This is a genomic window from Aquimarina megaterium XH134 (assembly GCF_000520975.1).
Taxonomy (GTDB): Bacteria; Bacteroidota; Bacteroidia; order Flavobacteriales; family Flavobacteriaceae; genus Aquimarina; species Aquimarina megaterium.
Map to the genome: position 1 here is coordinate 146,438 of NZ_JACB01000015.1, position 14,756 is coordinate 161,193.

Consider the following 14,756-nt stretch of genomic DNA (forward strand, 5'->3'; position numbering starts at 1 on the left):
TTTATATATTTTCACTGTTCAAAAAAATGAACATTACTTAATCTTCTAACTATTCTGCATTATCTAAGAATTCCTTGAATTTCTCTGTCCATTTCTCCAAAATATTCTTTCGCGGTTTTAGATCTACTCTTGGATCTTCTTCTTCAATATTAATATCATTATCTACAGCTGTTGTCTCGTTTTGTCGTGTTGACTGAACGCTTGCAACTTCTTCTTTTTTACTTATTTTCTTTTGTTTCTTAATATGTATTAATCCATCCATTACTAATCCTACAGCAGTTGCATACATAGGACTTGTAGTTTCTGAATCGCTATTTCCTGCCAGGTGTTCATTAGGATATCCAATTCGTGTATCCATACCTGTGATATATTCGACAAGTTGCTTAAGATGTTTAAGTTGTGATCCCCCTCCTGTTAATACAATTCCTGCAATTAGTTTCTTCTTAGGAGATTCATGTCCATAATTTTTGATTTCTAAAAAGACCTGCTCTACAATTTCGACCACTCGTGCATGAATGATTTTAGAGAGGTTTTTTAAAGTGATTTCTTTAGGCTCTCTTCCTCTTAGTCCGGGAATCGAAACAATCTCATTATCTTTATTTTCACCAGGCCAGGCAGATCCAAATTTTATTTTTAGTAATTCTGCTTGTTTTTCGATGATTGAGCATCCTTCTTTAATATCTTCGGTAATTACATTACCTCCAAAAGGAATTACTGCTGTATGACGAATAATTCCATCTTTAAAAATGGCTAAATCTGTAGTACCTCCCCCGATATCAATTAATGCAACTCCTGCCTCTTTTTCTTCCTGGCTTAGCACTGCATTAGCCGATGCCAATGGCTCTAAAGTCACATCTGATAATTCTAATCCTGCGCTTTTAACACATCGCCCTATATTACGAATAGAAGTCACTTGCCCGACTACTACATGAAAATTAGCTTCTAATCTTCCTCCATACATCCCCACCGGTTCTTTTATTTCGGCTTGCCCATCTACTTTATATTCCTGAGGTAATACATGTAAAATCTCCTCACCAGGTAACATCACTAATTTATGTACCTGATTGCATAATTTTTCAATATCATCTTCGTCTATTACGGCATCTGCATTAGGTCTGGTGATATAATCACTATGTTGTAAACTACGAATATGCTGACCTGCAATCCCAACCGTTACATCATTAATTTTTAATCCCGAAACACTTTCTGCTTCCTGAATTGCTTGTTGTATTGATTGAATTGTTTGCGTTATGTTATTAACTACACCGCGGTGTACCCCCAAACTTTTGGATTTGCCAATTCCCAATACCTCCATCTTTCCGTACTCATTATATTTCCCTACCATGGCAACAATCTTAGTTGTTCCTATGTCTAGTCCTACCGCTATTTCATTTACTTCTCTTTCCATATTGGTATTATTTTATTGTACACACCACTTGATTACTAAATTGCAAACTGACTTTTTTATATTTTTCAAGGCTTTTATCTCTCAATGCTTTTTGATAAAATGCTTTAAAGTTTCTGATTTTATTATCTAAATTTTCTATTTTTCCAAAAACTAATTTAAACGAGTACACTCGCAACTCTAGTTCATAATTTCCTTCAACATTAAGGTAAACCCCTACAACATGTTTTTTTAAAAATTCATCTTCCTGAATTTTTTTTAATAAAGGGAAAACCTGAATAACTTCTCGTTCTGATACATTATGTACTATTGGCACATGAGCCGAATAACTATCAGACAAAGGCATCGTATTTCCCGTAACATCAACATAAAAAGGAGTAACCGCATTAACCCTAGCAATTGGGGTGCGTTGCTTGATTCTCGCCCTAAGTTCTCCATTTACAGTAAGATACACATCAGAATGCTCTATCATTTTATGTGCATCGAGCTTTTGTTCTACAGTATTCAAAACTAAAATTTCTTTACCCACGTTCGTAACTCTGTCCTGATTTTGTATTAACAATTTATTAACCGTTACTTCATCTACATAAGGATCTTGTTCTTCAACAAATTCTATGAGGACTTCATTAATCTTTCGTTGCTCATTACGTTTACTGGCAAAAGCAAAAAGAACCACCATTAAAATGAGCAGACCGCTAAATTTTAAATATGTCAAAACCCTTCTTTTCATACTAACAAAGCTTCCTTTATACGATATACTTCTTCTCCAATATCTCCTGCCCCAATAGTTAACACTACCTCGGCATTACTATCTACTATTGCTTCAATCAAATTATTTTTTTGTATTAGTTTTTTATCTTTTGCATCTATCATGCTTAATAACCAATCCGAGGTTATACCCTCGATAGGTAATTCTCTTGCTGGATAGATATCTAAAAGCAATAATTGATCAAACTGACTGAGGCTCTGCGCAAAATCTGCTGCAAAATCTCTGGTTCTACTATACAAATGCGGTTGAAAAATGGCGAGTATCTTTTTACCAGGATGCATCTCTCTCACCGCCTGATGCAACGCATTAATTTCTGTGGGGTGATGTGCGTAATCATCTACATACACCAGGTCATTCGTTTTAATCTGGTAACTAAACCTTCTTTGCACGCCTTTAAAAGAAAATAAAGCCTTTGCCAAAGGTCCGGTCGGGGAGCCGTAAAGCATCGCTATAGCAAAGGCTGTAATAGCATTTAACAAGTTGTGTCTACCTGGCAGGTTTAAATGCAAATCTTTAATATAATTATGTGGTGTTTTTAAATCAAAAACATAGGTTCCATTATCTATTTTTATATTTTGAGCACAGTAATCCGAGTCATCTTCGATTCCAAAAGTGATACCCGAAAGAGGCAACCCATTACGTACCAAAAGATGATCCTTTGCTCTAGAAGAAAATTCAACAAACGACTCTTCTAATGCATTAGCTTTTTCATAAATATCCAGGTGATCTGCATCCATCGAAGTAATTCCTGCTATATCCGGATATAATTGCAAAAACGATCTATCAAATTCGTCTGCCTCTACCACCACCACTTCATTTCCTTCTAATACAAGATTAGAATTATAATTTTCACTTATCCCTCCCAAAAAAGCAGTCACTTTTGCTCCGCTTTCTTTAAGTAAATGTGCAAGAATAGCTGTTGTTGTAGTCTTTCCGTGTGTTCCTGCCACTGCAAGCGTATATGTATCTTTTGTAATAATTCCTAAAACTTCTGCCCTCTTCTTGATCAAAAATCCATTGCTCTGTACATACACATACTCTTTATGATCTTTTGGGATAGCGGGAGTATACACAATTAATGTATTCTCAGTATTTAAAAATGGCTTAGGAATATGATCAACATTATCTTCAAAATGAATAGGAATTTCTAATGCTGTTAGATCAGAAGTAATCTGACTAGGAGTTTTATCATATCCTGCCACATTTTTACCTAGGAATTTAAAATATCGGGCAAGAGCACTCATACCGATACCACCAATACCGATAAAATATATATTTTGTATGTTCTCTAAACCTTTGTTCATTGTATGCTTCTAATTTCTTACTGCTTTATTTTGCATTAATTTTTCAATCTCATCTACTATATCCGAAGTAGCATTAGGTAAGGCTAATTCTTTTATTCCTTCAGAAAGTTTGGCTTGTACATTTTCTGAATCTAATAATTCTGAAATCGTATACTCAAACTTATTATCGAGTTCGCTCTCCTTTAACATTACAGCTCCATTTTTATCGACAATCGCCTTAGCATTTTTGGTTTGATGATCTTCGGCTACATTTGGTGAAGGGATAAATAATGTTGGCTTAGCAACAATACATAATTCTGAAACCGAACTTGCACCAGCTCTTGATATAATAACATCTGCAGCTGCGTATGCCAAATCCATAGTGTCTAAAAACTCATGTACCTGCACATCTTTTTGATCTGTATATTGCTTATAATCTGAATAGTACAGTTTACCACATTGCCAAAGTAACTGAACCTCTTTTCCTGCAAAAAAATCAAGTTCTTTTTCGACTAATTGATTAATTCTTCTAGCTCCTAAGCTTCCTCCAATCACCAAAATTGTTTTCTTTTCTGGGTCTAAGGTATATTTTTCAATTGCCTGGTCTCTCTTTTCGTTGGTATTTAGCAAATCCTGACGAACAGGGTTTCCAGTTTTTATGATTTTATTCTTCGGAAAAAACTTTTCCATATTATCATAAGCAACACAAATCTTGCTCGCTCCTTTTGATAACCATTTATTAGTAATTCCCGGAAACGAATTCTGTTCCTGAAGCACGGTTGGAATCTTTCTTGAATTTGCTATTTTTAATAATGGTCCACTTGCAAATCCCCCAGTTCCTATCACTACATCTGGATTATATTTTTTTATAATTTTTCTGGATTTCCACAAACTACTTAATAGCTTTATCGGAAATAACAAATTACTCAACGTTAGCTTTCTTTGAATACCACTAATCCACAATCCCTTAATTTCATATCCTGCTTGCGGTACTTTTTGCATCTCCATACGATCCTTTGCTCCTACAAACAAAATAGAAGTATCTGGGTATCTGTCACGTATTTCATTAGCAATAGCTATTGCAGGATAGATATGTCCTCCTGTACCTCCTCCAGATAATATGATTCTTAGCTTTTTGCTCATAAAACTTCACTCAAAACCTCTAAAGGGTCTTCTTCTTTTTCTTTTATTCGTTCTTCTTCTATACTAGTTTCTCTTTTACTACTTACACTTAATACAATACCAATTGCCAGGCAGGTCATCCAAATTGATGTTCCTCCGCTACTAATAAGCGGAAGTGTTTGTCCTGTTACCGGAAACAACTCTACAGCAACCGCCATATTTATGAACGCCTGAAAAACAATAGGTAAGCCAACACCCATCACTAATAGCTTACCAAAAATATCTGCGCTTTTGTGGGCAACAATCACCAACCTCAATAATAACAATATGTATAATAACATTAGAAAAACTCCTCCAACAAAACCCCATTCTTCAATAATAATTGCATAAATAAAATCTGATGATGACTGTGGCAAAAAGTTTCTCTGTACACTTTTACCAGGCCCTGTACCAATAACTCCTCCTCTGGCAATTGCAATTTTTGCACGTTCTATCTGATAATCTTCCTGAGTATCCTTTTTATCTGTAAAATTTTCTATTCTACTTACCCAAGTATCTACCCTATTTGGAAAAACTCCCGGAAATGCCTTTGCAAACAAAATGAAAAAAGTAAGTATCAAAAGCCCGGATCCTAAGATCACCGAAATATATTTTAGCGGATACCCTCCTAGAAATACCAAAACAATAACCATTGAAAATATGATTGCTGCAGTAGAAAAATTGGCAGGCAAAATCAACATTAGTACCAAAAACACGGGTAACCACAATGGTAGCAATGTTTCCTTAAAAGTAACAGCTTTATCTTTAATTTTTGAAAGATATCTAGCTACATAAGCCATTAGAACTACTGCTGCTAAAGTAGAAGGCTGAAAACCTACACCTACAAATGGTAAACGAATCCATCTACTTGCGTTTGTCCCTCCGCCTGTTGTATTCTGCGCCAATGTGATTAACAACAGTACAATCACCATTGGTATCATGATAATAGAAAGCCCTTTAAAATAATGATGAGGTATTTTATGTACACCATACATGATCAAAAATCCCAAAACCAGATGAGCAAAATGTTTAATCAAAAATCTAAAAGTATCTCCATCACCACCATACAAATATGCCAAATTACTACTAGCGCTATATACAGGTAGGAACGAAAACAGTGCCAACAAAGCTGCTACCGCCCAGATCGCCTTATCCCCTTTTATATTTGCTAACACTTTGGTCATTCTACTATTATTTTTCTGTTTTTTTATTACAATTCTCTTACTGCTTCTTTAAACTGCCTCCCTCTTTCTTCGTAGTTTTTAAATAAATCAAAACTTGCACATGCTGGAGACAACAGTACATTTTCATTTCTCTCAGCTATTTTATACGCCATATTTACAGCTTCTTTCATCGATTGTGTTTCTATAATATTATCAACACAATTCCCAAATGCATTAATAATCTTGGAGTTGTCTACTCCTAAACAAATAATAGCCTTTACTTTTTCATTAACCAGTGAATACAATTCTGTATAATCATTTCCTTTGTCTACCCCGCCAACAATCCAAACTGTTGCCGATTTCATAGCATCCAAAGCATAAAAAGTAGCATTTACGTTTGTCGCTTTAGAATCATTAATGTATTGCACATTATTAATCTTTAATACATCTTCTAATCTATGTTCTACGCCATGAAAGTTTTCTAGGCACTCTCTAATGGTCGCTTTTCTAATTTTTAACAATTGTGATACTGTAGCGGCGGCCATAGCGTTTTTTACATTGTGATTTCCTTTTAATGCTAAATTTGTTGTTGGCATGATTACTTTGTTGTTATCTATTATTATTGTTATATTTTCTTCTTCTAAATATGCTCCATTTTCTACCTTTTTGGTCAATGAAAAAGGCAGTAACTTTGAACGAACGGGATGTTGTTTTAAATATTCTGTTATTACTGTATCGTCTGCATCATAAATGAAATAATCATTTTCATTTTGGTTCATTGTAATTCTAAACTTTGATGCGATATAGCTCTCAAACTGATATTCATATCGATCCAAATGATCTGGAGTAATATTTGTAAGAACAGCAATATGAGGAGCAAAATCCTCTATTCCATCTAACTGAAAACTACTTAGCTCGAGCACATAAAAAGGAGCATCATTTTCGGCTACTTGTTTTGCAAAACTATCTCCTATATTGCCTGCTATATTAGCTTTTAACCCCCCGTGCTGAAGCACATAATGCGTAAGCATTGTGGTTGTAGTTTTGCCATTACTCCCAGTAATACCTACAATCTGAGCGGCTGTGTACTTTGCAGCAAATTCTATCTCAGACACTACAGGAATTCCTTTTTTATTCAGCTTTGCTATTAATGCTACTTTATCAGGAATCCCAGGGCTTTTCATAACGATATCTGCATTCAGGATTTTAATTTCTGTATGCTCTTGTTCTTCCCATTCAATTTCAAAATTTCTAAGAACTTCTTTATATTGATCTGTAATTGTCCCTTTATCCGAAACAAAAACATCGAATCCTTCTTTTTTACCCAGAATAGCAGTTCCTACTCCACTTTCTCCTGCTCCCAGCACTACCAGCCTTTTCATACTACCTAACTTTTAATGTAATCACTGCTATGATTGCCATAAAAATGCCGACAATCCAGAATCTGGTAACGATCTTACTTTCATGTATTCCTTTTTTTTGATAGTGATGATGTAATGGAGACATTAGAAAAATCCTTCTTCCTTCTCCATGTTTCTTTTTGGTATATTTAAACCAACTCACCTGCATCATTACTGATACGGTTTCAATAAAAAAGATGCCACATAAAATTGGGATCAAAAATTCTTTACGTATTGCAATTGCTATCACTGCTATTATTCCTCCAATAGTAAGACTACCTGTATCCCCCATAAACACCTGAGCCGGATATGTATTATACCATAGAAATCCTACTAATGCTCCTGCAAATGCAGTAATATAGATGGTCATTTCTCCAGAATTTGGGATATACATCACATTGAGATAGTCTGAAAAAATAATGTTACCAGACACCCATGCAAAAAGAGCTAATGTTAACACCATTATTGCAGATGAGCCTGCTGCAAGGCCATCAATCCCATCGGTTAGATTTGCTCCATTTGATACTGCCGTAACAATAAAAATGACAATAGGTATAAAAATTAACCAAGCATATTTTTCCATTTCAGGACTAATCCAGGTAATCAAATCTGAATAGTCAAACTCATTATTTTTAAAAAAAGGTATGGTAGTTTTTGTAGATTTTATAGCAGGATTAAAATCGGACACCTCTTCTCCTGTATTTACAACTTGCTCTGTTTCTGATTTTACTTTTTCTTCTTTGATAGTAATATCATTATGAAAATACATTGTACATCCTACAATAAGTCCAAGTCCAACCTGTCCTATTATCTTAAATTTTCCTGCCAGTCCTTCTTTATCTTTTCTTTTTATTTTTAAGTAATCATCTGTAAAGCCAATAACTCCCATCCATAATGTAGTAACAATCAATAAGATTACGTATATATTATCAAGCTTAGCAAACAGTAATACAGGTACTAGAGTTGCCAAAATAATAATGATCCCTCCCATGGTTGGTGTACCAGCTTTTTCGGCTTGACCATCCAAGCCCAGCTCACGAATGCTTTCTCCCATCTGTTTCTTTCTAAGAAAATTTATGATTCGTTTACCATAAATTGTAGAGATCAATAGCGACAAAATAATTGCCATTGCTGCCCTAAAAGTGATAAACTGAAACAACGTCGCCCCGGGGAACTGGTATTCGTTTTCCAAATATTCGAATAGATAGTATAGCATAAGTTACTACCTCTAACTCTTTTTTAAGAGAGTAAAGGATTTATTTATTTAGTTTTTTTAGTTCTTGTTTGACAATTTCAAAATCATTAAAATCGGTTCGTTCTCCATTAATTTCCTGATAGGTTTCATGTCCTTTACCAGCAATAAGAATGATATCATCTTTATTTGCTAATTGGCATGCAGTTTTAATAGCTTGTTTCCTGTCTGTAATTGATAGTGTTTTTTTATAATCCTGCGGCTCCACCCCTTTCTCAATATCTTCTATAATCTGATCTGGATTTTCTGTTCTGGGATTATCACTTGTGAAAATTGTTTTATTACTAAGTCTTGCTGCAATGTTTCCCATCACAGGTCGTTTCATTTTATCTCTATCACCACCACATCCTACAACCGTAATCAATGTTTCATTATTAGTTCGAATATCATTAATAGTCTCTAACACATTTTTTAATGCATCGGGTGTATGAGCATAATCAACTATTGCTGTAATTTTTTCATCAGAGATCAGATATTGAAATCTACCACTTACACTTTGCAAGTCGCTTAATAGTTGAAGGGTTTCTAAGGTTTCAAGTCCTAATAATTCGGCCGTACCAAAAATTGCCAGTAGATTGTATGCATTAAAACTACCTATTAATTTTGCCCATACTTCATGATCATTCAACTTTAGCAATAACCCTTCTAGACTACTTTCTAAAATTTGGCCTCTATAATCGGCATAGGATTTTAAAGCATAAGTATGCTGTTTTGCTTTAGTATTTTGAATCATAAAACTTCCGTTTTTATCATCTTTATTAACCAATGCAAAAGCGTTTGCCGGCAATTCATCAAAAAATGTTTTCTTTACATCACGATATTCTTTGAATGTATTGTGATAATCTAAATGATCATGAGACAGATTCGTAAAGATTCCTCCGGCAAAATCTAATCCTTCTGTACGTTTTTGATGTATCCCATGAGAACTAACTTCCATAAAACAGTATTCTACCCCTGCAATATTCATTTCTTTGAGGTAGTAGTTAATAGTTAAAGAATCTGGAGTCGTATGTGTCGCATTATACACCTTGGTATCTACCACAACTTTTACTGTAGACAACAAGCCTACTTTAAACCCCGCTTTCTTAAAAAGCTGATACAATAAAGTTGCAATTGTTGTTTTACCATTGGTACCTGTCACTCCAACTAATTTTAGATTTCCGGAAGGAGAGTCATAATAATTAGACGCCATAATTGCCAATGCAGATTGCGTATCTTCGACCTCTACATAGGTTACACCACTAACTGCAATATTCGGAACCTTTTCGCAGATCACAACCAGAGCTCCCCGATCAACGGCTTTTTCTATAAAATCGTGACCATCTGAAACAGAACCTCTAATAGCTACAAATACATCATCTTGCTCGACTTTTCTTGAGTCGAATTCAATCTTATTAATGCTCATTGTTGTATTACCAACTACGGCATTAATCGATACCTTATATAGAATGTCTTTTAACTCTATCACGATAATTCTAATCTCACTGTTTGGTTTATCTTTACTTTAGTTCCTGGTTCTATAGATTGTTTTTTCACTCTTCCTGATCCTTTTAATTCGACTTTCAGTCCCATATTTTCTAAAAGAGAGATCACATCCATGGCTGGCATACCTGTTACATTAGGCATTATAGTCTTGTATTTTTGAGCATTCTGATAATACTTCTCATAACTATTTACAACTGATTTACTTTCGACAACAGCATAAGATACTTCATCAATTACCGGTATATCGTTATATATTTTTGTAGCAATGGTTTTGAACACCGGAGCAGCAACTTCACTACCATAATATCCTTTTTTCTTATTTGGTTTATGCACCACTACAATGCAAGAATAAATAGGTTTATCAGATGGAAAATAGCCCGCAAAAGATGATATGTATTCACGTTCTTTGTCTTTTCCATAATTTCCCCAACATGTGCCTGTTTTGCCTGCAATACCAAAATTATTAGTACGGATATTATCTGCTGTTCCTCTCTTAACCACATTCTTCATCATCTCCTGAACAATTTTTGCAGTTTCTTTAGAACATATTGTTGGATTAAGAATTTCTTTATCAAATCTCTCCCTGGTTTTATCCCATGTTTTGACTTCTTTAATAAATCTAGGTTTTACCATTTCGCCATCATTAGCGATTGCATTATAAAAAACCAATGTTTGTAATGGCGTAATTGCAACACCGTAGCCATGTGCCATCCATGGCAATGTGGTTCCGTACCAATCTTTATCTCCTGGATAAGGAATTTTGGGTTTTCCTTCTCCTTTAATTGCCAATCCAAGTGTTTCTCCAAGCCCCATATTAATTAACCGATCTACAAACTTCCTGGGATTATCTTTATAGTTTTCATTAATCATCTTAGCAAAAGCAGTATTCGATGATAACTCAAATGCTTTTGCCGCAGATATTTTTCCATATCCTCCCCATTTAGAATCTTTTACAATTCTATCATAAAACTTAACACGACCATTTTCTGTATCCACCACATAACTCGAATCAATAACTCTGTCCTCTAAAGCAGCAACCATTGTCATTAATTTAAATGTAGACCCTGGTTCATGAGATTCTCCAACAGCATAATTAAGTTTCTCATAATATTTCCCTGCATTCGTACGTCCCAGATTGGAGATCGCTTTTATCTCTCCTGTTTTAGTTTCCATAACTACTACAGTGCCATGCTCTGCTTCAAATGTTTCAAGCTGGGCTAGTAATGCGTGATGTGCTATATCTTGTATATTTACATCTATGGTAGAAACAACATCATACCCATCTTGTGGCTCTACTTCATTAGCATCCCCTATAGGTTTCCATTGATTTTTTGCTATCTTTTGTTTTTTTCGTTTTCCTTCTTTCCCTCTTAAAAACGGCCCATAAGCTCCCTCCAAACCTACTCTGGTATAGTACCCTTGCTCATCCCTTCTTTCATATCCAACAGTACGCTCAGCTATTTTTCCTATAGGATGTTCTCTTACCGTGCGCTGCTCTACTATTAACCCTCCTCGATTAGCTCCATATTCGAACAAAGGGAACTTTTTAACTCTCATATACTGAGAATACCCTAAATTTCTTCGTAACAACAAATACCTGTTTCTATTCGCTCTTGCGGTTCTTATAATTTTGTCATAGTATGAAACTGGTTTTCCAAATTCTTTAGATAATGCTTCGCAAAGTGGTTTAATATGTGCTCTAAAATCTTTATCATTAACTGCCAATGCATCAAATCGTATATCATATTTAGGAACAGATGTTGCTAAAAGGTTTCCCTTACTATCATACAGGTTACCTCTGTTCGCAGGAATATCAAAGGTTTTAAAAACCCGTTCCTGAGCTTTCTTACGATACATATCTCCTTCTACAAACTGTATATTTACCAACTTAGCCAATACTGCTATTGCAAAGATGAACATACACGCTGCTATGAAATACAATCGGTTTAATATGTTTTTTTCTTTTATTGCCAACAGCTTACTTTTTTACTATTATTTTTCTTGGAGGCCTTTCGGGTCGTTTTAGCCCTTTTTGCGTCATCTTTTTTATTATTGATGACTCCATCTTCAATCTCATCAATTCGGTTTTTCCATCTACAAAATGTGTCCTTAATTCTCTAACTTCATTATTCAATCTAGCAATCTCATGCACCTTACTCTCTGCATTATGTGAACTTGCAATCATTATTATTGCCAAAAAAGAAAGAAACAATAACATTCTCCAATTTTTCATTGCATCATCTGCAATAAGAAACTTACCTTTTAATATGTCATAAATTGTCTGCTTCAAATTCTTTCGGCTATTCTCAATTTAGCACTTCGTGCTCTATTATTTTCTTTAACTTCTTCTTCATCTGGAACTATCAATCCACCTACTTTTTTAAAAGGTACGGACACGTTACCATATATATCTTTTTCTGGCTCTCCTTCAAACATCCCGCTACGTATAAATCTCTTCACCAATCTATCTTCTAAAGAATGATAAGAGATCAGGCTAATTCTTCCTTCGACATCCAAAAGCTCTGTTGTTTGTATCAAAAACTCTTTAAGAGCTTCAATCTCCTGATTTACTTCGATTCTAATTGCTTGATATATCTGTGCCAGTATCTTATGTTCTTTATGCTTTGGTAAAAACGGCCTAAGCACTTCTTTTAATTCTACACTGGTTCTTAAACTCTCTTCTTTTCTGGCTCCAACTATTGCTCTTGCTAGCTTAGGAGCATTTCTCAATTCTCCATATTGCAAAAACATCATTCTTAAATCAGACTCATCATATTCATTGATTACATGATAAGCCGATATTTCTCTGTTTTGATTCATCCTCATATCCAGATCTGCTTCAAACCTAGTAGAAAAGCCCCTATCTGCTACATCAAATTGATGTGAAGAAACCCCAAAATCCCCCAAGATTCCATCTACTTTTCTAACCCCATAGAATCGTAGAAATCGTTTAATAAACCTAAAGTTTTCGTTTATTAAGGTAAATCGATCATCATCAATCGCATTCTCTAAAGCATCCTGATCCTGATCAAAAGCAAACAATTTGCCTTCTGGCCCCAATCGCTTCAGAATTTCACTAGAATGACCTCCTCCCCCAAATGTGACATCGACATAAATCCCATTTGGTTTTACTGCTAATCCATCTACCGTTTCTTTAAGTAAAACCGGGTTATGATATTCCATCTCTTTCATTTTTTCTTTTCTAGTTTTAATAGTCTAAATAAAAGCTAAACACCTCTACTAATCCTTGTCAGAATAAGCGTTTTAACTTCTATCAATTCTATCAATCATGATCTATTTCGTCATCAAAACCCATTACCTCTTCTGCCAAATCTGCAAAATCAACAGCTGCATCATCAATTGCCTTTTCATATTGATCTTTGTCCCAAATCTCTATAATATTTACAGCAGATGACAACACCAGATCCTTAGTAATCCCTGCGAAGCCAACCAGATCTTTTGGAATCAAAAGTCGACCAGCTGCGTCAATTTCAACTACTTTTACACCAGCAGTAAATTTTCTGATGAAATCATTATTTTTCTTTTTAAAGCGGTTGAGTTTATTAATTTTTTGCATCAAAAGATTCCATTCTGCCATTGGATACAACTCCAAACAAGATTGAAAAACAGCTCTTTTTAATACAAATCCATCTTGTAGCACCGGCGAGAGTTGCTTCTTAAAAGCCACAGGCATCATCAGACGTCCCTTAGCGTCTGCCTTACACTCGTATGTGCCGATTAGATTTACCACTTTTATTTCCCTAAACGTTTAATTAGTCAAATATATTGAAAAAATTACCACTTTTTACCACAATTTACCACATTGTTAATAAATTGTCTTCTAAACAGTAAAGCCACAACTACTAAAAACTTTAAGATTTTGTTTATCAGCACACTACGGCAACACTTGTGAATTCTTGGTTTCACCTAATTTGAGATAGAAATAATAGGTCGCAAAAAAAAATATAAAAAATCATTCTGTAGTATTAATAAAAAATCCCAAAACTAATTATGAAAATGCTATATTTGCTTTTAATTCTTGTAAGAAGTATTAATGAAGCACGAATTAAAAAAAGACGGAAAATTTAGTTATCTAGATTTAGGGGAAGGCACACCAATCATCATTTTACACGGATTGATGGGTGGTTTGAGTAATTTTGAAGGTGTTAGTTCTTACTTCCCTGAACACGGATATAAGGTACTGATTCCAGAGCTCCCTGTATACACTTTACCATTACTAAAAACCAAAGTTAGTACCTATGCCAGGTACCTTAAAGATTTTATAGATCACTTAGGATATGGTGATAAAGAAGTTATACTTCTAGGTAATTCTCTAGGGGGACACATTGCACTTTTATGCACCAAAATGTTTCCCGAAAAAGTAAAAGGTTTGGTCATAACCGGAAGTTCTGGCCTTTATGAAAGTGCTATGGGAGAGAGTTACCCGAAACGAGGTGACTATGAATACATTAAAGCTAAAGCAGAAAATGTATTCTATGATCCCGAAATTGCTACCAAAGAAATTGTAGATGAAGTATACGCTACTGTTAATGATCGAAATAAATTAATTAGAACTCTTGCAATTGCAAAGAGTGCTATTCGACATAACATGGCAAAAGATTTACCAAACATGAATACCCCAACTTGTATTATTTGGGGGAAAAATGATAATGTTACTCCTCCAGAAGTTGCAGATGATTTTAATCGTTTATTACCTGATTCTGATTTATACTGGATTGACAAATGTGGTCATGCTGCTATGATGGAGCATCCCGAAGAATTTAATCGTTTACTATACAATTGGTTACAAGAACGTAACTTCTAATCATAATTGATTT

Annotated in this window: 13 protein-coding genes; 1 reads left to right on the forward strand and 12 read right to left on the reverse strand. The window is 34.7% G+C overall.

Going from position 1 to position 14,756, the window contains the following annotated elements; translation table 11 throughout:
* Positions 1-49 precede the first annotated feature (49 nt).
* From ftsA to mraZ, 12 genes are all read right to left on the reverse strand, one after another.
* A complete protein-coding gene (gene ftsA / locus Z053_RS0110955) occupies positions 50-1,408 on the reverse strand; it encodes a cell division protein FtsA (protein ID WP_025665056.1) in 1,359 nt (452 codons plus the stop codon).
* A gap of 7 nt (positions 1,409-1,415) precedes the next feature.
* Complete coding sequence (locus Z053_RS0110960; RefSeq protein WP_241459819.1) at positions 1,416-2,120, reverse strand: cell division protein FtsQ/DivIB; 705 nt, start codon at positions 2,118-2,120, stop codon at positions 1,416-1,418.
* A gap of 11 nt (positions 2,121-2,131) precedes the next feature.
* The gene (gene murC / locus Z053_RS0110965) at positions 2,132-3,478 is read right to left on the reverse strand and encodes a UDP-N-acetylmuramate--L-alanine ligase (protein WP_025665058.1); all 1,347 of its coding nucleotides are present in this window, start codon (positions 3,476-3,478) and stop codon (positions 2,132-2,134) included.
* A 9-nt stretch (positions 3,479-3,487) separates the two neighbouring features.
* Positions 3,488-4,600: an undecaprenyldiphospho-muramoylpentapeptide beta-N-acetylglucosaminyltransferase gene (gene murG / locus Z053_RS0110970; protein WP_025665059.1), complete on the reverse strand. Its 1,113-nt coding sequence runs from the start codon at positions 4,598-4,600 to the stop codon at positions 3,488-3,490.
* The gene (locus Z053_RS0110975; protein WP_025665060.1) at positions 4,597-5,802 is read right to left on the reverse strand and encodes an FtsW/RodA/SpoVE family cell cycle protein; all 1,206 of its coding nucleotides are present in this window, start codon (positions 5,800-5,802) and stop codon (positions 4,597-4,599) included. Before Z053_RS0110975 ends, murG begins: the two co-directional genes overlap by 4 nt.
* A 26-nt stretch (positions 5,803-5,828) precedes the next feature.
* On the reverse strand, positions 5,829-7,163 hold the full coding sequence (gene murD / locus Z053_RS0110980) for a UDP-N-acetylmuramoyl-L-alanine--D-glutamate ligase (RefSeq protein WP_025665061.1): 1,335 nt from the start codon (positions 7,161-7,163) through the stop codon (positions 5,829-5,831).
* A gap of 1 nt (position 7,164) precedes the next feature.
* Positions 7,165-8,397, reverse strand: coding sequence for a phospho-N-acetylmuramoyl-pentapeptide-transferase (gene mraY / locus Z053_RS0110985; protein ID WP_025665062.1), 1,233 nt, complete (start codon positions 8,395-8,397; stop codon positions 7,165-7,167).
* A 40-nt stretch (positions 8,398-8,437) separates the two neighbouring features.
* Positions 8,438-9,901 (reverse strand): UDP-N-acetylmuramoyl-L-alanyl-D-glutamate--2,6-diaminopimelate ligase, encoded by a 1,464-nt coding sequence (locus Z053_RS0110990; RefSeq protein WP_025665063.1) that lies wholly within the window; start codon positions 9,899-9,901, stop codon positions 8,438-8,440.
* On the reverse strand, positions 9,898-11,892 hold the full coding sequence (locus tag Z053_RS0110995; RefSeq protein ID WP_025665064.1) for a penicillin-binding protein: 1,995 nt from the start codon (positions 11,890-11,892) through the stop codon (positions 9,898-9,900). Before Z053_RS0110995 ends, Z053_RS0110990 begins: the two co-directional genes overlap by 4 nt.
* 4 nt (positions 11,893-11,896) lie before the next feature.
* Positions 11,897-12,208 carry an FtsL-like putative cell division protein gene (locus Z053_RS0111000; protein WP_025665065.1) on the reverse strand — a complete coding sequence of 104 codons (312 nt, stop codon included), beginning with the start codon at positions 12,206-12,208 and terminating at the stop codon, positions 11,897-11,899.
* Positions 12,205-13,101: a 16S rRNA (cytosine(1402)-N(4))-methyltransferase RsmH gene (gene rsmH, locus Z053_RS0111005; RefSeq protein ID WP_025665066.1), complete on the reverse strand. Its 897-nt coding sequence runs from the start codon at positions 13,099-13,101 to the stop codon at positions 12,205-12,207. The genes Z053_RS0111000 and rsmH overlap by 4 nt, the downstream gene beginning before the upstream one ends.
* A 100-nt stretch (positions 13,102-13,201) precedes the next feature.
* Positions 13,202-13,669, reverse strand: coding sequence for a division/cell wall cluster transcriptional repressor MraZ (mraZ, locus tag Z053_RS0111010; RefSeq protein WP_025665067.1), 468 nt, complete (start codon positions 13,667-13,669; stop codon positions 13,202-13,204).
* A gap of 303 nt (positions 13,670-13,972) precedes the next feature.
* Between mraZ and Z053_RS0111015 the strand changes: the two genes are divergently transcribed.
* Positions 13,973-14,743, forward strand: a complete 771-nt coding sequence (locus Z053_RS0111015; protein WP_025665068.1) for an alpha/beta fold hydrolase — start codon at positions 13,973-13,975, stop codon at positions 14,741-14,743.
* The last annotated feature ends 13 nt before the right edge of the window (positions 14,744-14,756 follow it).

What these genes read in the sequence shown, in the direction of transcription:
- murD (WP_025665061.1), bottom strand. Translation starts at nt 7,163, where the DNA reads ATGAAAAGGCTGGTAGTGCTGGGAGCAGGAGAAAGTGGAGTAGGAACT.
- Z053_RS0111015 (WP_025665068.1), top strand. Translation starts at nt 13,973, where the DNA reads ATGAAGCACGAATTAAAAAAAGACGGAAAATTTAGTTATCTAGATTTA.
- murC (WP_025665058.1), bottom strand. Translation starts at nt 3,478, where the DNA reads ATGAACAAAGGTTTAGAGAACATACAAAATATATATTTTATCGGTATT.
- ftsA (WP_025665056.1), bottom strand. Translation starts at nt 1,408, where the DNA reads ATGGAAAGAGAAGTAAATGAAATAGCGGTAGGACTAGACATAGGAACA.
- murG (WP_025665059.1), bottom strand. Translation starts at nt 4,600, where the DNA reads ATGAGCAAAAAGCTAAGAATCATATTATCTGGAGGAGGTACAGGAGGA.
- mraY (WP_025665062.1), bottom strand. Translation starts at nt 8,397, where the DNA reads ATGCTATACTATCTATTCGAATATTTGGAAAACGAATACCAGTTCCCC.
- Z053_RS0110975 (WP_025665060.1), bottom strand. Translation starts at nt 5,802, where the DNA reads ATGACCAAAGTGTTAGCAAATATAAAAGGGGATAAGGCGATCTGGGCG.
- rsmH (WP_025665066.1), bottom strand. Translation starts at nt 13,101, where the DNA reads ATGGAATATCATAACCCGGTTTTACTTAAAGAAACGGTAGATGGATTA.